Annotated in this window: 22 protein-coding genes and 1 tRNA gene; 10 read left to right on the forward strand and 13 right to left on the reverse strand. The window is 64.9% G+C overall.

Going from position 1 to position 20535, the window contains the following annotated elements; all coding sequences use genetic code 11:
* The first annotated feature begins 24 nt into the window (after nt 1–24).
* Nucleotides 25–2079 (forward strand): S9 family peptidase, encoded by a 2055-nt coding sequence (locus AC0Z2B_RS05760; protein WP_476295540.1) that lies wholly within the window; start codon nt 25–27, stop codon nt 2077–2079.
* 111 nt (nt 2080–2190) lie between these two features.
* The gene (locus AC0Z2B_RS05765; protein WP_476295542.1) at nt 2191–2661 is read left to right on the forward strand and encodes a cyclic nucleotide-binding domain-containing protein; all 471 of its coding nucleotides are present in this window, start codon (nt 2191–2193) and stop codon (nt 2659–2661) included.
* A gap of 123 nt (nt 2662–2784) precedes the next feature.
* On the opposite strand, the gene AC0Z2B_RS05770 is transcribed toward AC0Z2B_RS05765, so the two are convergent.
* Nucleotides 2785–3063, reverse strand: coding sequence for a hypothetical protein (locus AC0Z2B_RS05770; RefSeq protein ID WP_476295543.1), 279 nt, complete (start codon nt 3061–3063; stop codon nt 2785–2787).
* 83 nt (nt 3064–3146) lie between these two features.
* Here AC0Z2B_RS05770 and AC0Z2B_RS05775 point away from each other — a divergent pair, with 83 nt between their 5' ends.
* The 4 genes from AC0Z2B_RS05775 (at nt 3147) to AC0Z2B_RS05790 (ending at nt 5272) form a co-directional block, all read left to right on the forward strand.
* The gene (locus AC0Z2B_RS05775; protein WP_473004299.1) at nt 3147–3833 is read left to right on the forward strand and encodes a spermine/spermidine synthase domain-containing protein; all 687 of its coding nucleotides are present in this window, start codon (nt 3147–3149) and stop codon (nt 3831–3833) included.
* A 157-nt stretch (nt 3834–3990) separates the two neighbouring features.
* Complete coding sequence (locus tag AC0Z2B_RS05780; protein ID WP_473004300.1) at nt 3991–4356, forward strand: YajD family HNH nuclease; 366 nt, start codon at nt 3991–3993, stop codon at nt 4354–4356.
* A 6-nt stretch (nt 4357–4362) separates the two neighbouring features.
* Nucleotides 4363–4833 (forward strand): RNA methyltransferase, encoded by a 471-nt coding sequence (locus AC0Z2B_RS05785; protein WP_027977079.1) that lies wholly within the window; start codon nt 4363–4365, stop codon nt 4831–4833.
* Between the two features lie 64 nt (nt 4834–4897).
* Nucleotides 4898–5272, forward strand: coding sequence for a YgaP family membrane protein (locus tag AC0Z2B_RS05790; RefSeq protein ID WP_416426528.1), 375 nt, complete (start codon nt 4898–4900; stop codon nt 5270–5272).
* A 130-nt stretch (nt 5273–5402) separates the two neighbouring features.
* Here AC0Z2B_RS05790 and AC0Z2B_RS05795 read toward each other — a convergent pair whose 3' ends face one another.
* A complete protein-coding gene (locus AC0Z2B_RS05795) occupies nt 5403–5852 on the reverse strand; it encodes a YcgN family cysteine cluster protein (protein WP_416426530.1) in 450 nt (149 codons plus the stop codon).
* A gap of 179 nt (nt 5853–6031) precedes the next feature.
* Here AC0Z2B_RS05795 and AC0Z2B_RS05800 point away from each other — a divergent pair, with 179 nt between their 5' ends.
* Nucleotides 6032–6625, forward strand: coding sequence for a nitroreductase family protein (locus AC0Z2B_RS05800; protein WP_416426531.1), 594 nt, complete (start codon nt 6032–6034; stop codon nt 6623–6625).
* A gap of 135 nt (nt 6626–6760) precedes the next feature.
* Here AC0Z2B_RS05800 and AC0Z2B_RS05805 read toward each other — a convergent pair whose 3' ends face one another.
* From AC0Z2B_RS05805 to AC0Z2B_RS05820, 4 genes are all read right to left on the reverse strand, one after another.
* Nucleotides 6761–7693 carry a D-2-hydroxyacid dehydrogenase gene (locus tag AC0Z2B_RS05805; RefSeq protein WP_476295544.1) on the reverse strand — a complete coding sequence of 311 codons (933 nt, stop codon included), beginning with the start codon at nt 7691–7693 and terminating at the stop codon, nt 6761–6763.
* 57 nt (nt 7694–7750) lie between these two features.
* Nucleotides 7751–8044 carry a YcgL domain-containing protein gene (locus tag AC0Z2B_RS05810; protein ID WP_416426533.1) on the reverse strand — a complete coding sequence of 98 codons (294 nt, stop codon included), beginning with the start codon at nt 8042–8044 and terminating at the stop codon, nt 7751–7753.
* Nucleotides 8041–9174, reverse strand: coding sequence for a ribonuclease D (rnd, locus tag AC0Z2B_RS05815; protein WP_473004303.1), 1134 nt, complete (start codon nt 9172–9174; stop codon nt 8041–8043). Before rnd ends, AC0Z2B_RS05810 begins: the two co-directional genes overlap by 4 nt.
* 83 nt (nt 9175–9257) lie before the next feature.
* On the reverse strand, nt 9258–9908 hold the full coding sequence (locus AC0Z2B_RS05820) for a class I SAM-dependent methyltransferase (RefSeq protein WP_416427460.1): 651 nt from the start codon (nt 9906–9908) through the stop codon (nt 9258–9260).
* 255 nt (nt 9909–10163) lie between these two features.
* Between AC0Z2B_RS05820 and AC0Z2B_RS05825 the strand changes: the two genes are divergently transcribed.
* A complete protein-coding gene (locus tag AC0Z2B_RS05825; RefSeq protein WP_476295546.1) occupies nt 10164–10430 on the forward strand; it encodes a hypothetical protein in 267 nt (88 codons plus the stop codon).
* A gap of 100 nt (nt 10431–10530) precedes the next feature.
* On the opposite strand, the gene yiaY is transcribed toward AC0Z2B_RS05825, so the two are convergent.
* The gene (yiaY, locus tag AC0Z2B_RS05830; protein ID WP_416426537.1) at nt 10531–11679 is read right to left on the reverse strand and encodes an L-threonine dehydrogenase; all 1149 of its coding nucleotides are present in this window, start codon (nt 11677–11679) and stop codon (nt 10531–10533) included.
* Between the two features lie 255 nt (nt 11680–11934).
* On the opposite strand from yiaY, the gene AC0Z2B_RS05835 reads away from it, so the two are divergent.
* A complete protein-coding gene (locus AC0Z2B_RS05835; RefSeq protein ID WP_476295548.1) occupies nt 11935–13491 on the forward strand; it encodes a glycosyltransferase family 39 protein in 1557 nt (518 codons plus the stop codon).
* Here AC0Z2B_RS05835 and AC0Z2B_RS05840 read toward each other — a convergent pair whose 3' ends face one another.
* A complete protein-coding gene (locus AC0Z2B_RS05840; RefSeq protein ID WP_476295549.1) occupies nt 13492–14184 on the reverse strand; it encodes a sensor histidine kinase in 693 nt (230 codons plus the stop codon).
* The gene (locus AC0Z2B_RS05845; protein WP_416426546.1) at nt 14181–15785 is read right to left on the reverse strand and encodes a response regulator; all 1605 of its coding nucleotides are present in this window, start codon (nt 15783–15785) and stop codon (nt 14181–14183) included. Before AC0Z2B_RS05845 ends, AC0Z2B_RS05840 begins: the two co-directional genes overlap by 4 nt.
* Before the next feature lie 468 nt (nt 15786–16253).
* Between AC0Z2B_RS05845 and AC0Z2B_RS05850 the strand changes: the two genes are divergently transcribed.
* A complete protein-coding gene (locus tag AC0Z2B_RS05850) occupies nt 16254–17309 on the forward strand; it encodes a fatty acid desaturase (RefSeq protein ID WP_476295551.1) in 1056 nt (351 codons plus the stop codon).
* Nucleotides 17310–17732: 423 nt separating this feature from the next.
* Here the strand turns inward: AC0Z2B_RS05850 and AC0Z2B_RS05855 are convergent.
* The 4 genes from AC0Z2B_RS05855 to bamC form a co-directional block, all read right to left on the reverse strand.
* Nucleotides 17733–17822, reverse strand: a tRNA-Ser gene (locus AC0Z2B_RS05855).
* 93 nt (nt 17823–17915) lie between these two features.
* Nucleotides 17916–18626: a phosphoribosylaminoimidazolesuccinocarboxamide synthase gene (gene purC / locus AC0Z2B_RS05860; protein WP_476295552.1), complete on the reverse strand. Its 711-nt coding sequence runs from the start codon at nt 18624–18626 to the stop codon at nt 17916–17918.
* Between the two features lie 28 nt (nt 18627–18654).
* Entirely contained in the window at nt 18655–19413 is a 759-nt protein-coding gene (locus AC0Z2B_RS05865) for an MBL fold metallo-hydrolase (protein ID WP_416426553.1), read from the reverse strand.
* Complete coding sequence (bamC, locus tag AC0Z2B_RS05870; RefSeq protein ID WP_416426554.1) at nt 19414–20532, reverse strand: outer membrane protein assembly factor BamC; 1119 nt, start codon at nt 20530–20532, stop codon at nt 19414–19416.
* Between the last annotated feature and the right edge of the window lie 3 nt (nt 20533–20535).

Below are 20535 nucleotides of genomic sequence, written 5' to 3' on the forward strand. Positions count from 1 at the left end.
AACCTACTGCAAAGTGAGCCGCCCATGCCCCCATCAGCCACCGCCCCACGCGCCCCGATCGCCCGCAAGGCCGACGGCGCCGACCCGTACGCCTGGCTGCAGGAGCGCGACAGCGACGAGGTACTGGATTACCTGAAGGCCGAAAACGGCTACCAGGAAGCACAACTGGCCGACCAGGCCGAGCTGCGCGAACAGCTGTTCGAGGAAATAAAGGGCCGGATCCGCGAGACCGACCTGTCCCTGGCCTCGCCCTGGGGCCCGTACCTGTACTACACCCGCACCACCGCCGGCGACGAATACGCCCGGCATTACCGCTGCCCGCGCCCGGCCGACGACAGCCCCACCGTGGATGAAAGCCGCGAAGAGCTGCTGCTGGACCCCAACGCCCTGGCGGCCGGCGGTTTCCTGTCCCTGGGCGCGTTCAGCGTCAGCCCCGACCACCGCCTGCTGGCCTACAGCCTGGATACCAGCGGCGACGAGATCTACCGCCTGTACGTGAAGGACCTGACCAACGGTAACGTCAGCGAACTGCCCTTCGACGACTGCGACGGCAGCATGACCTGGGCCAATGACAGCCAGACCCTGTTCTTCGGCGAGCTGGATGACACCCATCGCCCGCACAAGCTGTACCGGCACCGCCTGGGCAGCGACGCCTGCGAGCTGGTATTCGAGGAAACCGACGGTCGGTTCTTCCTGCACTGTTACCGCGCCAGCTCCGAGCGCCAGCTGATCCTGCTGCTGAACAGCAAGACCACCAGCGAAGCCTGGGTGCTGGACGCCAACCACCCCGACCAGGCCTTCCAGTGCCTGGCGCCACGGGTGGAAGACCACGAGTACTACCCCGACCACGGCCAGCTCGACGGCCAGTGGGCCTGGTTCATCCGCAGCAACCAGGACGGCATCAACTTCGCCCTGCTGCAGGCCCCGGACGACGGCCTGGTGCCGACCCGCGAGCGCTGGCAGCCGCTGATCGGCCACCGCGACGACGTGATGCTCGAGGGCGTGACCCTCAACGCCCACGCTTTTACCCTGAGCCTGCGCGAGGGCGGCCTGCCGATCATCGAGGTGCACCCACAGGGCCTGGCGAGCTATCGCGTGCAATTGCCGGACGCGGCCTACAGCCTGCACGTGTCCGACAGCCTGGAGTTCATCAGCGCGCGCATCCGCCTGCGCTACGAGGCGCTGAACCGCCCGGCCCAGGTACGCCAGTTGATCCTGGCCACGGGTGAGCAGCAAGTGCTGAAGGAAACCCCGGTGCTCGGCCCGTTCGACGCCGATGCCTACGTCAGCCAGCGCCTGTGGGCCACCGCCAGCGACGGCACGCGCATTCCCATCAGCCTGGTGGCCCGCCGTGACACCCTGGGCCAGCCCACGCCGTTGTACCTGTACGGCTACGGTGCCTATGGCGAAAGCCTCGACCCGTGGTTCTCCCACGCGCGCCTGAGCCTGCTGGACCGTGGCGTGGCCTTCGCCATCGCCCACGTGCGCGGCGGTGGCGAGCTGGGCGAAGCCTGGTACCGCGCCGGCAAGCAGGAGCACAAGGGCAACACCTTCAGCGACTTCATCGCCTGCGCCGAGCACCTGATCGCCGAGGGCCTGACCAGCAGCAACCAGCTGGCCATCAGCGGCGGCAGCGCCGGCGGCCTGTTGATTGGCGCGGTGCTGAACCAGCGCCCGGAGCTGTTCAAGGCGGCCATCGCCGAGGTGCCGTTCGTCGACGTGCTCAACACCATGCTCGATCCCGACCTGCCGCTGACCGTCACCGAGTACGACGAATGGGGCAACCCGGAAGAACCGGAGGTGTACGCGCGCATCAAGGGCTACGCGCCCTACGAGAACGTCAGCGCCCAGGCCTACCCCGCCACCCTGGTGGTGGCCGGCTACAACGACAGCCGCGTGCAGTACTGGGAAGCGGCCAAGTGGGTGGCACGCCTGCGGGCTACCCGCACCGATGACAACCTGCTGCTGCTCAAGACCGAACTGGGCGCCGGCCACGGCGGCATGAGCGGCCGCTACCAGGGCCTGCGTGACGTGGCGCTGGAGTACGGGTTCGTGTTCAAGGTGCTGGGCCTGGCCTGAACGGGAACTTTGCCTTGCCCTGATGTCTGAGTGACATCTTTCACATGCCAGCCGGTTCCCGCCGCCTACACTGGGAGGCAGGAACCGTGCGTATAACAAGACCGTGATGCCATGCCAGATCCGACCTACCTGAATAACGAAATCCGCGACATGCTGATGGACTGCGGGCTGTTCAATACCCTGCTGCCGGCCGACTGTGCGGCGGCGGCAGGCTATTTCATCATCACCAGCATCCAGCAGGGCGAGGAGATTTTCCACGAGGGCGACGCCGGCACCTTCATGTGCATCATTCACCGCGGCCTGGTGACGGTGCAGAAGACCGGCAACGGCGACCGGCCGGTGCCCGTGGCCACCTTGCGCAAGGGCGCCTTCGGCGAGATGGCGGTGCTCGACGGCGAGCGCCGCTCCGCCACCTGCGTGGCGGCCAGCGACTGCGTGCTGCTGAACCTGGGCAAGGACTCGCTGGAGAAGATGCTCAAGGACTCGCCGAAAGTTGCCGCCAAGATCATTCGGGCCCTGGCGGTGGCGATGTCCAAGCGCTTGCGCATGGCGGATGGGCAGTTGTTGTCGCAGAACCCTTGACTCGCTCGTCTGCGTAGCCGCTGCCGCAGGCTGCGCTGGCCGGTGCAAACCCTGGGGATCTCCAGCGAGGCACAGGGCCAGCGCAGCCTGGCGGCAGCGGCTATGCAGGTGATGTGCCCGGCGTTATGGGGTGGGCGGCTTGTTCGGCGATTCCATCGTCGGCAACGGCGCGTCCTTGGGCGGGCCCGGCAACTCGATCGGCGGCAGCAACGGCGCGGTGCCGTTGCCGCCACCGGCCTTGGGCGTGATGGGCGTGCTGACCTGCGGGTAAGGGGTGGGCGTGGGCGTGCCCGGGGCACCGCTGCTGGGGGTGAGCACGTTGCTTTGCACGTCTTCCAGCGCCTGGGCGCTGCCAATTCCCAGCGCAAGGGCGGCAATGCCCGATACAATAAGCGACTTCATCGATGGCGCCCTGCCTGTGGCTTGTCATGCCGCCAAGGCTACTCCCTGGCGCGCCCGCTGTCCCCTCCCCCTGCGAGATCCCCATGAAACGTTTTGTACTGCTGGACACCACGCCGATCCCTGACAACGGCGGCGCCCTGTGCCTGTTCGAGTACGGCGAGGATTTCGTCATCAAGATCCAGGGCGGCGACGGCGGCCAACTGATGAACACGCGCATGCACGGCTCCGAAGACGCCCTGGCCGAAATCCCCTGCCGCAAGGTGGCCGGGCGGCCGAACTCGCGGGTGCTGATCGGCGGCCTGGGCATGGGCTTCACCCTGGCCTCGGCGCTCAAGCACCTGGGCAAGACTGCCGAGGTGGTGGTGGCCGAGCTGGTGCCCGGCGTGGTGGAGTGGAACCACGGCCCGCTGGGCGAAAAGGCCGGCATGCCGGTGCTGGACCCACGCACCACCATCGTCCAGGAAGACGTGGCCAAGGTGCTGCAGGCCGAGCCCCAGGGCTTCGACGCGATCATGCTCGACGTCGACAACGGCCCTGAGGGCCTGACCCAGAAGGCCAATTCCTGGCTCTACTCCATTGGTGGCCTGGCCGCCTGCGCCAAGGCGCTGCGGCCCAAGGGCATCCTGGCGGTGTGGTCGGCCAGCGCCGACCGCCAGTTCAGCGAGCGCCTGCGCAAGGCCGGTTTCAAGGCCGAAGAGGTGCAGGTGTTCGCCCACGGCAACAAAGGTACCCGCCACACCATCTGGATCTGCGAAAAGCTGAAGGGCTGAGGCGCCGTAGCCGCTGCCGCCAGGCTGCGCTGGCCCGGTGGTTCACTGAAGATCTTCAGGGCTCACACCGGCCAGCGCAGCCTACGGCAGCGGCTACGCGGGACTGGTTTTCGCGGTAGAATGCGGGCTGACCGTCATTATTTCCTGAGGTGAACCCATGAGTTCGTCCACGCCCCATACCGCCAAGCTCGACCGCATCCTGGCCGACGCCCAGCGCGAGCGCGAGAGCGGCTACCGCGACAAGGCCCTGAAGATGTACCCGCACGTGTGCGGCCGTTGCGCCCGCGAGTTTGCCGGCAAGCGCCTGAGCGAACTGACCGTGCACCACCGTGACCACAACCACGACAACAACCCCCAGGACGGTTCCAACTGGGAACTGCTGTGCCTGTACTGCCACGACAACGAACACGCCCGCTACACCGACCAGCAGTACTTCGGCGACGGTTCCCTGAGCACCCCGACCATTGCCAAGGCCACCCACAACCCCTTCGCGGCCCTGGCCGGGATGCTGAAGAAGGATTGACCCGGCGTGGCCAACAAGCGTTACAGCTGCATCGGTCTGTTCAACCCCAAATCCCCTGAAAACGTCGGCTCGGTGATGCGAGCCGCCGGCTGCTATGGCGTCAATTCGGTGTTCTACACCGGGAAGCGCTATGAGCGCGCACGGGATTTCGTCACCGACACCAAGCGCATCCACTACGACATTCCGCTGATCGGCATCGACGACCTGCAGAAGATCATCCCCCTGGGCTGTACGCCGGTGGCGGTGGAACTGGTGGAAGGCGCGCGGCCGTTGCCCGAGTACACCCACCCGGACCGCGCCATCTACATCTTCGGCCCTGAAGACGGCTCCCTGGACCAGAGCGTGCGCGACTGGTGCGAGGACACCATCTACATTCCCACAGAAGGCTGCATGAACCTGGCGGCGACGGTCAACGTGGTGCTCTACGACCGCATGGCCAAGGGCCTGAACACCCGCTCGGGGCCAAAATTCAAGTAAGCCGAGGGAACAGCGGCGGGCCGTGCCGGTCTGCTACTGAACAGCGCCCATCAGGAGAAGCATCATGAGCGACAACCAGCACCTGGAAGTCTTCGACACCATCGCCCGCCCTACCCCGTCCGCCGAGCACAACGTGCATGGCTGGGAACGTGCAGGGTCGGTGGCAACCGGCATCGTCATGGTGGGCAAGGGGCTGCGCCGCGGCGGGCTGTTCGGGCTGATCCAGGTGGCCATCGGCGGCGTGGCCCTGGCCCGCGGCCTCACCGGCCACAGCGCCACCAAGGCGCTGATCGAGCACAGCCGCCAGGAGTTCGATGGCGTGCGCGCGAAGATCGAACGGGCCGGGGAAGAGTTGAGCAAGCTGCAGGAAAACGCGGTGAAAGCCACCAAGACCGCGACCATCACCGGCGACACCGAGCTCAAATCCCCGAAGGCCTGACACCCACCTCGCTTGGGATTTTCCGTGCAGGTGATGGCCAGCGCAGCCTTCGGCAGCGGCTACGGGTGGTGTAGCCGCTGCCGCAGGCTGCGCTGGCCGTCATGAACACCACGAATGCCCAGCGTACACGTCAGCCGGCGCGGAAGATCAGATAGTCTTCCCAGTCATCCTCGTCCACGTCCTTCTCGCTGATCATCCGGCCAGACTGCGAGATATGCTTCTTGTGCACCTTCTTGCGGTCGCCGCTGACCAGGTGGTGCCAGTTGGGCAGGTCCTTGCCCTCGCTGACCAGGCGGTAGCCGCAGGTCGGCGGCAGCCACTTGAACTCGTCCGCCTGCCCCGGCGTCAGCTGGATGCAGTCCGGCACCTTGGCCTTGCGGTTGGGGTAGTCGGTGCACTGGCAGGTCTTGAGGTCCAGCAGCTGGCAGGCGATGCGCGTGTAGTAGACGCTGTTGTCTTCCTCGTCCTCGAGCTTCTGCAAGCAGCACAGGCCACAGCCGTCGCACAGCGACTCCCATTCAACCGGGTTGAGCTGGTCGAGGGTCTTGGTCAGCCAGAAGCGATCGACGTTTGCGGGCATGGAGCGGTTTTCCTGTCTCTGAATTCATTTCCACCGGCAGCCGGTGGAAAACGCCGCCAGTCTAGTGCCGCGCGGGCCCCAGGCCAAGCGCGGACGACATCCGGTCAACACTTCACTTGTCAGCCAGGCCCGTGGCGCAGTAGTTTCGCTCTTTTCCGCACACTTCACAGGAAGCGTCCATGAGTGCCAACCCCCGTATCGCCGAGCTCGGCATCAACGAGCAGTTCATCAACCGCTGGTCACCGCGCGCCTTCAGCGATGAGACCATCTCCGAGGAAACCCTGCTCAGCTTCCTCGAAGCTGCACGTTGGGCGCCGTCGGCCTACAACTCGCAGCCATGGCGCTTCCTGTACGCGCGCCGCGGCACGCCGAACTGGGAACGCTACCTGGGCCTGCTGAACGAGTTCAACCGCAGCTGGGCGCAGCACGCCTCGGCGCTGGTGATCATCATCTCCAAGACCACCTTCACCGCCCCGGGCGCCAGCGAAGAAACCCCGGCGCTGTGGCACACCTTCGACACCGGTTCGGCCTGGGGCCACCTGGCGCTGCAGGCCAGCCTGAGCGGCTGGCACACCCACGGCATGGCCGGTTTCGACAAGGAACTGACCCGCAAGGAACTGAAAGTGCCGGAAGGCTACGAGCTGCACGCGGCCATTGCCATCGGCAAGCTGGGCGACAAGGCCAGCCTGGCCGAGCACCTGCAAGCCCGTGAAACCCCAAGCCCGCGCCGCCCGCTGAGCGAGCTGGCCGCTGAAGGTGATTTCACCCTGTAACGCTGCCACCCCACCCTGTAGCCGCTGCCGAAGGCTGCGCTGGCCCGCGTGAGCACTGGAGATATCCAGCGAGGCACATGGCCAGCGCAGCCTGGCGGCAGCGGCTACAAGGCTAAGGCGCGCGCCCGAGGCTACTCAATACCCGCGGGTGAAATCCACCTCACCGCGCAACGGCTGCTTGCCGTTGTACGCCGCCAGGTTCTCGACAAACAACCGCACCATCGCCTGCGGCGAAGTGGGCGCCGAGCTGTGCCCGGTCAGCAACAGGCCCCAGGCCGTCCAGAACGGATGACGCTGCGGCAGCGGCTCCTGCCGGCACACATCGATCACCGCACCGGCCAGGTGCCCCTGTTTCAACGCCTCCACCAGGTCGGCATCGACCACCGCCACGCCGCGCCCGGCGTTGATGAACAACGCCTCGGGGTTGAAGCGTGCGAACAGCGCCGCGTCGTAGATATCCTGGGTAGCCGGGGTGTCGGGCAGCAGGTTGAGCACGTAGTCCACCTGCCCTACCTTCTCGCCCAGCGCCTCCATGCCCAGCACTTCGACGAACGGTGCCTGTTGCCGCGGGCTGCTGGCGATGCCATACAGGGTCACGCCGAACGGCAGCAGGAACTCGGCCACGCGCTGGCCGATGTCCCCGGCGCCAACGACCAGCACCCGCCGGCCTTCCAGGCTGTGGCCAGGGCGTGGGTCCCACTTGCGCTCGACCTGGCTGACCAGCCGCGCCATGACCTCGCGCTCGTGCCCCAGCATGTAGGTCAGCATGTACTCGGCCATCACCTGGCCAAAGATGCCCACCGCGCGGGTCAGGCGGTAATGGCGCGGCAGCCCGTGCATCAGCAGCGGCGTAATGCCGGCCCAGGTCGATTGCAGCCACTGGGGCTTGTGCCCCTGGCGCAACAGCGTGGCCAGCAGGTCGGGCTGGCCCAGCCACACTGGGCAATCGGCAGCCAGCTTCGACAGTTCGGCGGAGTCGCCGCTGGTCAGCACGTCCAGCTCGGGCGCCGCTTCACGCAACAACCGTGCGTAAAGGGCATGATCCTGTTCGGCAATCAGAACACGCATGCTAGTAAAACCCTTGAAAACCCCACCTGCGCCAAGCGCGACTGCGGGGTGTAGCGGTCAGACCGGATCGTTGCGACGCAACAGCTCTTCGGGCAGGTGCTCGATGTATTCCTCTTCGGGCGGCGGCATCTGCAGGTGGTAACCCTGGCTGTCGAGGTTGGCCAGCACCTGGGTGATGTCCTCGCGGGCCAGGGCGCGCTCGGGGCTCAGCACCAGGTCGAAGGCGTGCACCGGCTTGCCGAACACGGTCAGCAGGCCCTCGGGCACGCGGGCCAGGGCGTCGCTCTTGAGCACGTAGAGGTACATCTCGTTCTTGCGCGGGCTTTTGTAGATGGAGCAAATGCGTTTCATGGTGTCTCTCCTGCGCTGGCCAGGGCCTGGAGCAGGGCCGGGCCCATGAGCTCGCGGCGCCAGCCACGCAGTGTGTCGGGCAATTGATAGGGACCGTTGGGGTAGCCGCTCTTGAGCAGCGCTTCCAGGGTCTTCTTGCGCAGCATCACCTCGGGGGCAATGCCCAGGCGCTCGCCTTCGGCCTGGCCGATGGCACGCAGCTGCTTGAGGATGCCAGCGGCTTCCAGCGGCAGCGGCTCGGGCAGGGCCGGCGGCCACTGGTCGGGCGGCACGCTGCCGGCGTCCTTGATCAGCTTGAGCAGGAACTCGCCGTCCTGACGCACGGTGCGCGGGTGCATGTCCTCGATCTTGGCCAGGGCTGCCAGGTTATCCGGCTGGGTGCGGGCCAGGGGCCATAGGGAATGCTCACGCACGATGCGGTTGCGCGGCAGGTCGCGGGCGCGGGCCTCGCGCTCGCGCCAGGCGCACAGCTCGCGCAGCACGGCCAGCTGCTGGCGCGACAGCTTCCAGGCCAGCTTGGCCTCGCGGTAAACCTCGTAGGGGTCCACTTCGCGGCGCAGTTGGGCGACCAGCTCGCCGCCGTCTTCCAGCACCCAGGCGTACTTGTCGTCGGACAGCTGCGGGCGCAGTTTTTCGTAGACCTCGGCCAGGTGCACGGCGTCTTCGGCGGCGTAGCTCACCTGGGTCTCGGACAGCGGGCGCTGCAGCCAGTCGGAGCGGGTCTCGCCCTTCGGCAGCTCGATGTCGAGCACCGCCTGCACCAGGCGCGAGTAGCCCATGGAGAAGCCCAGGTTCAGGTAGGCGGCGGCCAGTTGCGTATCGAACAGGGGCGCGGGCAGGCTGCCGGTCAGGCGCAGCAGCACCTCCAGGTCTTCACTGCAGGCGTGCACCACCTTGATCACGTCGGGGTTTTCCAGCAGCTGGGCCAGGGGCTGCCACTGGGTGATGGTCAATGGGTCGATCAGCCACGCGCACGCGCCATCGCCGATCTGGATCAAGCCGGCTATCGGGTAAAAGGTGTCGACCCGCATGAACTCGGTGTCGAGTGCAACGTACGGCAGACGCTGCCACTCGGCACATTGCCGGGCCAGGCTGTCGTCGTCGCGAATCCAGTGAATATCGATGGCCACAAGGCTCTCCCCTGAAGAATGGCGCGCAGTATATATCGACCCCGACGTTTACTGGGCATTCCATCGATGCAGGAAGCGACCTTTCAACCCTTGCGCAGCACGTAGGTGCGCCACATGGCGATGCCGGGGATCAGGTCATGATGGGCCACTATCTCGAAACCTGCCTGGCGAAACTCGTGCTCGATCTGCGCCCGCGCCACCACGAAGCGGTGCTGGCGCGCCGGCCCCGCACGCCGCTGCTCCATGCGCCGGCGCCGCCAGGCACGGTAGTTGCCGTCCACCCACAGGGAAATGATCACCGTGTCGCGGCTGACCCGGTGGAACTCGCGCAGGATACCCAGGCGCTGCTCGTTGTCCGACACACGGTGGAACAGGCCCATGCAGAAGATGCAATCGACGGCGTTGCTGCCCAGGGTGATGGCGTCCACCGACGCCTCCAGCGGCGTGATGCGCGCTGCCAGCGCCGGGTCGAAGGCGCCCATGGCGCGCCCCAGGCCTTCGGCGTTGTGGCCGCCCGCCAGGATCACGCGGTTGGCGTGCTCGGTCAGCACCGGCCAGAACCGCCCACCGCCGCACGGCAGGTCCAGCACCAGCCCCGGTTCGCCCGCCGAATGCAGCGAATGGCGCACCAGCTGCGCCTCGCGCCAGTACGCCAGGCGCGCGCCCAGGCTGGCAGGCGCGGGGCGGCCCAGGGCCAGGGAGAGGTCGCGCTCAGCAGGGGTCGAGGGTGGCAAAGGCATGAAGCGCAACTTCCCGAAGGGATAAGGTAGGCCTGTACGTTAAGGGTGCACCAGTTAAAGTCCGGTCAACCCATTGTGAAAAAAATGTCACGAAATGAAGGTCTGTCGATTGCTTCAGCGCTTCGCGACTGCCTGCGTCGTTGTAGTGTTTTTGAAACACCTGGCCCCCTGCCGGGGTCGTACCTGTGAATCGAGGCTATTCTCTAGAAGTCTCAACCTAGGCCCACTACCCCTGCGGAGATGACGAACATGCCGGTCAAACACAATCTGTTCGAGGACTTGAAACTCACACGCGAAGAGGTCGAAACCCGCAGGAAAGGCGATGACAGGCTCAGCAAGCTGCTGGACGACTACCACGCCATCGATGCAGACGTACTGAAGGCCGAATCCGCCGCCGCGCCGGACGACGACGTGAAGAAACTCAAGGAAAAACGCCTGCTGGCCAAGGACCGCATCGTCCAGCAGCTGGAATACCCGGGCACCCAGGGTGCCGGCACAGGCTTCGACAAAGCCTGACCTCCCCTCCCCCGTAACAGCGGCCCCAGGCCGCGTCCGAGCCACCACGGTGCCCGGGACGCGGCCTGGGGCCGCTGCTACGTAGAACGGTGCCTTCCTCTTACATCGCGGTGCGGAAAATCTCTTCGATCTCGCCTTGGCTCGCCGTGCGCGGGTTGGTGAAACCGCACGCGTCTTTCATGGCGTTGGCCGCCAGGGTGGGGATGTCGTCGGCCTTGGCGCCCAGCTCGGCCAGGCCACGTGGGATGCCGATGTCGGCCGACAGCTGGCGAATGGCGGCGATGGCGGCGGCCGCACCCTTTTCGTTGTCCAGCCGCTGGGTGTCGACGCCCATGGCGGTGGCCACGTCCTTCAGGCGACCAGGGCACACGCTGGCGTTGAAGCTTTCCACGTGGGGCAGCAGCACCGCGTTGCAGACGCCGTGGGGCAGGTCGTAGAAGCCCCCCAGCTGGTGGGCCATGGCGTGCACGTAGCCCAGGGAGGCGTTGTTGAACGCCATGCCGGCCAGGAACTGGGCGTAGGCCATGTTCTCCCGCGCGGTCATGTCCTCGCCCTGGGCCACGGCGGTGCGCAGGTTGGCGGAAATCAGCTCCACCGCCTTCAGGGCGCAGGCGTCGGTGATCGGCGTGGCGGCGGTGGACACGTACGCTTCCACAGCATGAGTCAGCGCGTCCATACCGGTGGCAGCGGTCAGGCCCTTGGGCATCTTGGCCATCAGCGCCGGGTCGTTCACCGACAGCAGCGGCGTGACGTTGCGGTCGACGATGGCCATTTTCACGTGGCGCGCTTCGTCAGTGATGATGCAGAAACGGGTCATCTCGCTGGCGGTGCCGGCCGTGGTATTGATGGCGATCAGCGGCAGCTGCGGCTTGGCCGACTGGTCCACGCCTTCGTATTCACTGATGTGCCCGCCGTTGGTGGCGCACAGGGCAATGCCCTTGGCGCAGTCATGGGGCGAGCCACCGCCCAGGGAAATGATGAAATCGCTGCGCGACTGCTTCAGCGCGGCCAGGCCTTTCTCGACGTTGCCCACGGTAGGGTTGGGCTGCGCGCCGTCGAAGACGGTGGCGTTGATGTCCTGCTCGGCCAGCAATGCGGCCACTTTTGCAGCCACCCCGGCCTTGGCCAGGCCAGCATCGGTGACGATCAGGGCGTTGCGAAAACCATACTTGCGAATGGCCACCACCGCCTCGTCGAGGCTGCCGATACCCATCATGTTCACGGAGGGAATGAAGAAGGTGCTGCTCATGATTGATCCTCTTTTATTGTGGTTGGCCCAGGGCCGGGCCGAGGTTGCGGTTCATCAGGCGAGCTGTGTGCGAGGTCAATGCTAGGCGCGGGGCGGCGGGGGAAGAATGGTGCTTTGGGGGGGATGGAGGGGGTGCTTTGGTAGTAGGTGGGCGCCGACGCAATCCCATCCACAACCCTCCTGCCGGCTGCTACGATACCCCTCACCAAAAGAACAAACCGGCGCGATCTTTGTAGTCTCCCGGATGGAGGAAAGATGACCGCCCAGAATGACCATCCGCTGACCGAGCTGCACCGCCTGCCCCGCAATCCCTGGCTGCAGAAGCTGGCCAACGCCCCCGCCGGGCTGTGGTTCTGGCCGATCATGCTGCTGGCCACGGTGGCGCGGCTGTACCAGCTGACCGCCTCGGCGATCTGGTGCGACGAGGGCTCGAGCCTGGTGATCAGCCAGTACGACCCCGCGCAGATCTGGCTGCACGCCGCCCACGACGTGCACCCGCCGCTCTATTACCTGGTTTTGCATGGCTGGATGTCGCTGTTCGGCAACGGCATGTTCTCCATTCGCGTCATCAGCGCCCTGCCCGGCATCGCCAGCGTGGGCCTGGGGGTGTGGCTGCTGCAGTTGACGGCTGGCCGGCGGGCGGCGCTGCTGGGCGGGGTGATGCTGGCGCTGCTGCCGATTGCCGTGCACTACAGCCAGGAAATCCGCATGTACCCGCTGATGGGCATGTGGCTGCTGGGCGCCACCCTGGCGCTGGTGCATTGGGCCAGGCAGCCGCACCGGCATCGCTACCTGGTGATCTACGCGCTGCTGATGGCCGCCAGTTTCTACACCCATTACTTCACCAGCCTGTGCGTGCTGGCCCACTGGGCGTGGCTGGCGCTGCTGCGCGGCCATGGCAACCGCCTCGTGCAGCGCCCGGCGTGGTGGCTGGCCAACGTCGCCATCGTCGTCCTGTACGCACCGTGGATTCCCAGCCTGGTCGGCCTGGTGCAGCACCTGCCCGAGCTGGAAGCGGGCAACGATGTCGGCTGGATTGGCGCGGTGACCCTGGGTTCGCTGCCGTCGATGGTGTGGCAGTACCTGATCCTCAGCGACGGTTTCGACCTGCCGCTGGCGCTGTTCATCAGCGTGCCGGTGCTGCTGGCGGCCATTGTGCTTTGGGTGCTGTGCACCGACCGCCACGCCCTGCGGCTGCCGTCGATGCTGGTGATCTACTGCGTGCTGCCGCTGCTGCTGATCTTCCTCATCTCGTTCAAGACGCCGCTGCTGGTGGACCGCTACATGATGTTCTCGGCGCTGGCCCTGCCGCTGGTGCTGGGCGTGGCGGCCGACCGCCTGGCGCGCCATTCGCGGCCCCTGGCGATGGTCGCGGTGCTGGCCTACGTGGCCCTGCAGGGCGTAGGCCTGCAGCGCAACTATGACGTGGACGATGATCAGTTCGACAAGATGGTGGACTTCGTCAACCAGCGCTTCCAGCCCGGCGACCGCATCGTGGTCAGCGACCTGTTCTGGTATTTCGGCTACCTGTACTACAACACCACCGACACCGAGCCGCTGCTGTACACCCCGGCCAAGCCCGACGGCAGTTCGGGCCGCCCCACCGACTACGGCTTCGGCAACCTGGTGGACGAGCGCGCCGACCACATCTACGTCGACGCCCTGCAGCAGCTGCCCGCCGACCACCAGCGGGTATGGCTGATCAGCGGCACTGGCGACGTCGACGACTTCGCCTCGATACCCGCCCAATGGCGCAAGGTCGACCAGAAGGTGGTGGGCGACACCGAGGCGCGGCTGTACGAGCGCCCCTGATCAGGGCAGGTAGAGCTTGAAGTTGCCGCCGCCCAGGTTGCCGCCGTTGCTCAGCTGCACGTGGCCCAGCACGCCGTTGCGCTCATGGCGCTCGGCGATGCGCGCGGCGAAGTACAGGCCCAGGCCAGTGCTGCCGCTGACCGGGTTGATGCCCTGCACGTAGGCCGACTGCGACTCGATCAGGGCCGGCGGGTAGCCGGGGCCGTCGTCGTTGACGCTGATCACCAGCTGGCCGTCTTCCTCGGCCGCGGTGATATGGATGGCCTCGCGGGCGAAGCGGATGCCGTTGATGATGACGTTGGCCACCACCGAGCCCACCAGCTCGCGGTCGAAGAAACCCAGCGGGCACAGCACGTCCACGTCATAGCTGGCACTGATACCGCGGCTGGCCAGCACTTCCTGGTGCCAGGCCAGCTGCGACTCGATGAAATCGTCCATCTCATGGTATTCGGGGCGCAAGGGCAGCTGGTTGACGCCCAATTTGTACAGGCCCAGCAGCTGCACCATCATGCCGTTGAGGTTGGCGAACTCGTAGTCGATCACCCCGCGCTCGGCGTTTTCGCGCTGGGCCGGCGGCAGGCTTTGCGACCATTTGCCGTGGGCGGTCATCACCGAAGCCAGGGAGTTTTTCATGTCATGCACAATTGAGGCGATGACCATGGAGAAATCCAGACTTGCCTTGTCGTCACTCATGCGCCAAACGCCCTGTTACGCAGTTTCTGATAGCGCTCGAAGCGCGCGTCGCTCTCGGGCATGTGGCCTACCATCCGCAGGGCCTCGCGGCACTCGGCCAACCCCGCCGCGGTAATCGGCACGCCCTTGGCGTGCAGCAGGCCCTGGGCCAGGTTCAGGGCGATACTGATGTTCTTCGGCTGCAGGGCCATGGCCTTGCGGAACAGCGCCTGGGCCTCGGCGAAGCGGCCTTCGCGGTAGGCACGCACGCCCTCCTGGTTGACGTCGATGGCCACCTTGTTGGCCCCCAGGATTGCAGGGTCATCGGTCTGCTTGGCGATGTTCTGCATCACCGCCGGGTCGTCGCCGTAAATTTCCGCGCAGCTCTTGAGCACGCCCACGCCGGCGTCGGCCTGCCCCAGGTTCTGCAGCTGCGCGGCCACCGACAGGGCGGCCTCGGCGCTGAGGAATTGGTCCATGTCCTGCAACCGGCCCACGGCCTCCTCGGCCAGCTTGGCCGCGGCCTCCGGGTCGGAACGCTGCAGGCTGGTGGCCTTGATCAGGCGGGTGCGCACCTGGATGCCCTGGTCGTCACCGTTGTCCTTGGCCACGTCCATCAGGGTCTGGTTCAGCTCTACGCGGCTGCGTGCGTCCAGGCCGGCATCGCCGCCCTTGTTGATCAGCGCCTGGGCGAAGCCGAGGTTGGTTTCCGGGTTCTTGAAGCGCGAATACTGGCCCTGGTTGACCGCCTGGCGGTAGGCACGGGACGAGGTGTCGAAATCCTGATTCTCCATGGCCAGCTTGCCCAGCAGGCTCTGCCGGCGCACCGCCAGCGGCGACAGTTTCACCGCGTCTTCCAGCACCTGCTGCGCACGCTTGCCGTCGTTGCGCGCCACCAACACCTCGGCGAGGCCGTCGTACAGCGCCGGCAGCATGGGGAAGGTCTTCAGGGCGCGCTCGTACACGTCCTGGGCCTCGGCCAGCTTCTTGCGCTTGAACAGCTGGCTGCCCAGCAACCCGAATGCCCAGGGCGTCGGGCGGTCGGCCAGGATGGTCTTGAGGAAGGCCTCCAGCGGCTCATGCTGGTTCAGGTCACGCAACGCCTCGGCCTTGTAGCGATGGCACAGCGGCGCATAGCGGGCGTCTTCCTGGGTGAGACGCGTGCAGGCGGCCAACACCTCCATCGGCAGCTTCTTGTCCAGCGCCTGCAGGATCGGCTTGAGCAGCGTCTTGCGCTGCACCAGCTTCTCCAGGCGCTGGGCCAGGCCGGCGCGGTTGAACGGCTTGGTCAGGTAGGCGTCGGGCTCCCATTCCAGGGCGCTCATCACCATGGCCTGGCTGTTCTCGGCGGTCACCATGATGAACACGCTCTCGTGGCTGAGCAGCTTGTCCAGCATCAGGTCTTCAAGCACCTGCTGGCCGTTCTTCTTGCCGTCGCCCAGGTTGAAATCGTGCAGCACGAAGTCGTAACGCTTCTGCGCGCACGCCTTCAGCGCCTGTTCGCCGGTGTCCGCCGTGTCCACGTCCTTCACGCCCAGCTCGCGCAGCATGGAGCGCACCGAGCTGCGGAAGTCGGAGAAGTCATCGACGATTAGAAACGATTTTTGGTTGTACGCCAGCATTCGCGATCCCGTCAGGGGAGTGAATATGAGCCCGTGGGGGCTATCCAATACGTGGGCTATCGGCATGGGCGGAATTTTCTAGAGGGTGTGCACCCCATGAAAACCGCGCGTTTGGCCCGGGTGTGGGACCGCTGGAATGCCTGCGGGGTCACACCACATTGCCATTATATAGCCACTAGCAAGGCTGGCCGCGGCCGATTGCCACACGGGTAAAACGGTAGGCCAGGATTGACCGGGCGTCTTGCCCGCGTCGTGCAACTTTTACCTCAAGACACCCCTATTCGAAACAACCCGAACAGACCCAATGGTTAGTTTAATCATTCCAAAATAAACATATACCAAACCCGCTGCGACACTTTAACCTGCCGCTAAATAACAGTAATAGCGCATTGAAAATAATGTGCGCCATTGCTCATTTTCTGACAATTAAATTTCATCTGCCTATCCCGCACGATGAGGTAACACACCATGCCCGCGACAATAGAACGCGCCACTGATATCAACTTGCGAGTCTTTGATATTCGCCAACGCATCATGGCGCAGTGTGCGGAACTACGCCGCCGCTATCCGTTGCTGAATCATCAGGACGCTTTGGGCGCCAGTATTCTGCTTATCGCCATGAGCGCCATGATCAGCACTTCGGCGCTTTACCTGGGCGGGCAGATACCCTGGTGGGCCTGCGTGCTCGCAAACGCCTTCTTCACCTCGTTCACCCACGAACTGGAGCATGACCTGCTCCACCGTCTGTATTTCCGCAGCCGCCCCGTGGCGCAAAACCTGATGATGGCGCTGTCCTGGCTAACCCGCCCCACGGCCATCAACCCCTGGGTGCGGCGGGAGTTGCACATCAACCACCACAAGGCTTCGGGCACCGAGACCGACCTTGAAGAGCTGACCCTGTCCAATGGAACGCCCTGGGGAATGTTGCGAGGGCTGATGATCAGCGACCTGATGATTGGCGCGGCAGTGATGGTTGCGCGTGCCAAGACATGGCGTGAACGCAAACAGCTGCTCGACACTGGCTTGAAAGCCTATTTACCGTCGACTGCACTGACGTGGGCAGCCTGGTATGTATTCCTCGGTTTTCACCTTATTCAGAGCATCGGTTATTTGCTTGCACTACCGTTCCACTTCTCGACCTCATTGCTGAATGCCATGCAATGGCTCGATGCTGTGGTAGTGATCATTATCGCCCCCAATATCCTGCGCAACTTCTGCCTGAACTTCATCACCTCGAACATTCATTACTATGGCGATATAAACCCCAAGGACCTTACCCAGCAAGTGCAGGTGCTCAACCGCTGGTGGCTGTGGCCGCTGCAGGCGTTCTGCTGCAACTTCGGCGGCACCCACGTGATTCACCATTTCGTGGTGATGGAGCCGTTTTACATCCGCCAATTAAGCGTGCCGGCGGCGTACCGGGCGATGCGGGAGAATGGGGTGCGGTTTAATGATTTTGGGACGTTTGGGCGGGCTAATCGGTGGGCATTCCCCACCACACCCGCGCCCCAGGCGCCGCAGTGAGCCAGGTATACCTTGCAAACCGCCTGACGCCGCCTGCGGCAGCTGCTACGAGGAATTTTGCGTACGCCGCCCCTGTAGCAGCGGCCGCAGGCCGCGTCATTGGCGCCGTGGTGCGCCAGGCATACCTTGCATGCCGCCTGACGCCGCCTGCGGCAGCGGCTACGGGCGCTGGGCCGCCCGTGCGCGCTTTGCCGCCACGGCCCTGTCCAGGGTCAGGGGGGATCGAGGCCAATCATTATCCCATTTCAGGATAATTCGCCCGTAGCAGCGGCCGAAGGCCGCGTCCGGCCGCAGCGCGGAGTATCTGCGAATGCGCAGTGCCCTTTTCGCGGGTAGAACCCGCTCCCACAAAGACTGTCGTTGCAAAAAATGCGCACAAACAAAAAACCCCGCAGCTTCTCAGCTGCGGGGCTCTTCGATATATGGCGGAGAGATAGGGATTTGAACCCTAGGTACTGTCGCCAGTACAACGGATTTCGAATCCGTCCCGTTCGGCCACTCCGGCATCTCTCCAGTGGCGCGCATGATACCAGCGTTTTCTGAAAAGGCGAAACCTTTTTTGAAAAAAATTTGCGTGGTATCAAACGCTTGCGTGAGCTTGCCGAATTACAGCGGCACGCCCAGGCGTTTGGCGACTTCTTCGTAGGCTTCGATCACGTCGCCCAGACCCTGGCGGAAGCGGTCCTTGTCCATTTTTTTCTTGGTGTCCTTGTCCCACAGGCGGCAGCCGTCAGGGCTGAACTCGTCGCCCAGGACGATCTGGCCGTGGAACAGGCCGAATTCCAGCTTGAAGTCCACCAGCAGCAGGCCGGCGTCGTCGAAGAGCTTGCTCAGCACTTCGTTGACCTTCAGCGACAGCTCTTTCATCTTCGCCAGTTGCTCGGCGGTGCCCCAGCCGAACGCAACCACGTGGGATTCGTTGATGAACGGGTCGCCCTTGGCGTCGTCCTTCAGGAACAGCTCGAAGGTGTACGGGTTCAGCTTCAGGCCTTCTTCCACGCCCAGGCGCTTCACCAGGCTGCCGGCGGCGTAGTTGCGCACCACGCACTCGACCGGAATCATGTCCAGCTTCTTCACCAGGCACTCGTTGTCGCCCAGCAGCTTGTCGAACTGGGTAGGAATACCCGCTTCTTCCAGCTTCTGCATGATGAAGGCGTTGAACTTGTTGTTCACCATGCCCTTGCGGTCCAGCTGTTCGATGCGCTTGCCGTCGAACGCCGAGGTGTCGTTGCGAAACAGCAGGATCAGGCGGTCGGCGTCGTCGGTCTTGTAAACCGATTTGGCTTTGCCACGGTAGAGTTCTTCACGTTTTTCCATGATGGGCTCCGCTTGCTAAGTAGATGGGCTAGGCGATTTCGCGCCAGTCGAGCCCTGCATCTTGATCGGCCAGTTGCAGCCAGTCCGGGTCGCACCCCAGGGTGTCGACGAAACATTGCCGGGCCAGCTGCGGCAGGTTGTTCTTGCTGCTGAGGTGGGCCAGCACCAGGTGTTGCAGGTTTTGCCAGCCCAGCTCCGACACCAGGTTCGCGGCCTGGTGGTTGTTCAAATGTCCCAGGGAACCGCCCACCCGCTGTTTCAGAAACATCGGGTAGTGGCCCCGGGCAAGCAGGTCGCGGCAATGGTTGGACTCGATCACCAGCGCATCGAGGCCCTGGTAACTGTCCATGACACGCCCGCAGTACGAGCCCAGGTCGGTCAGCACGCCGAGGCGCCGCTGGCCATCGCTGAACACGTACTGGGTGGGCTCCAGCGCATCGTGCGCCACGCCCACCACGTTGATCTTCAGTGCGTCGACTTCCAGCACGTCGCCACACGCCACGAAACCGGTGGGTTCCACGGGTTTGCGCAGGGCGCGGTGGGTGCCGCGGCTCAGGTACACCGGAATATTGTAGCGCCGCGACAGCAAACCCACGCCATGCACGTGGTCGGCATGTTCGTGGGTGACCAGGATGGCGCTCAATTGTTCGGGGCTGACGCCCAGGCGGGCCAGCCGACGTTCGGTTTCACGCAGGGAGAAACCGCAGTCGACCAGCACGTAGGTGCCTTGGTGAACCACCAGCGTGCCATTCCCTTGGCTGCCGCTACCGAGAATGGCGAAGCGCACTTAACCCAGGTTGTCCTGGATCACGCTCAACACGCGGCGGGCCACATCGGCCGGTGCCACGGTATTGATGTTCTTCTCGACGGTGACCTGGATGTTGTCACCCACCTTGCTCAGGCGAACCTGGTAGCGCTCGGCGCGTGCCTCGATCTCTTCCTTGCTCGGCTCGCTCCCGAACAGGCGGCTGAAGAAGCCTGGCTTGTCATCCTTCTTGACGGGTTTTTCCGCCAGGTTGATGTAGTACAGGCCCAGGCTGCGGTTGATGTCTTCCACCTTCCACTGGCCGTGGTCCAGGGCGCGGCCAACGCTGGACCAGGCGCGGTCAAGGTCCGTGCCCACGTTCAGCACCGGGTTGCCGCTACCGTCTTCGCTCAGGGCCACGCGGCTCGGGGCGTCGAAGTCACGCGCGGCCAGCAGCGACACCGAGCCGCCCTTCTGGGCGCTGCGGGTCATGCTGGCAAGCATTTCGTCCACCAGGGCCACGTCGGCACCGGCGTTGGTCGGCATTTTCGGGAAGTCGACCGACTGGCTGCTGCCCGAAGGACGGCTGACGGTGGTCACGTAGACTTCACTGGTGTTGCGCTGCACGCCCGGCTCGATGCGCACGCGCACGCGGGTCTCACCGTCGCCGCTGGCGGCGGAGGCTTGCAGGCGCTTGGCCATGGACGCCGACAGCTCGTCGTAACGCTGCCAGGCGGTGGTGAACTCACCGGTCTGCGGGCGCTCGTCGGCGATGCGGAAGCCGTTGTCCTCGAAGAACTGGTGGGCCACTGGCCAGGTTTCAGCCGGCGGGTGCTCGGACAGGATCCAGTGGGCGTCGCCGTTCTTCTGCAAGGTGTAGTCGGTAGCTTCCTGGGACGCCTGCAGCGGCAGCGGGCGCGGCACCTGGTACTCGCCGGTGCGCTGGGCCTCATCGGCGACGTTGCGCGGGATCGGCAGCAGCGGGTCCAGGCGCTTGTCCAGCGCCAGGCCTTCAGGGGTCTGCATGGGCGCCGTCTGACGGGCCTCCAGGTAATCGCTGCCACGGTCACGGAAGTAACCATTCTCGCCCCACAGCCAACTGCAGCCGCTGGTGCTCGAAATCACCAGGGCAAGGGCGGAAAGACCGGCCAATCGCTTCATGCG

The sequence above is a fragment of the Pseudomonas sp. GYB4201 genome (assembly GCF_056312595.1).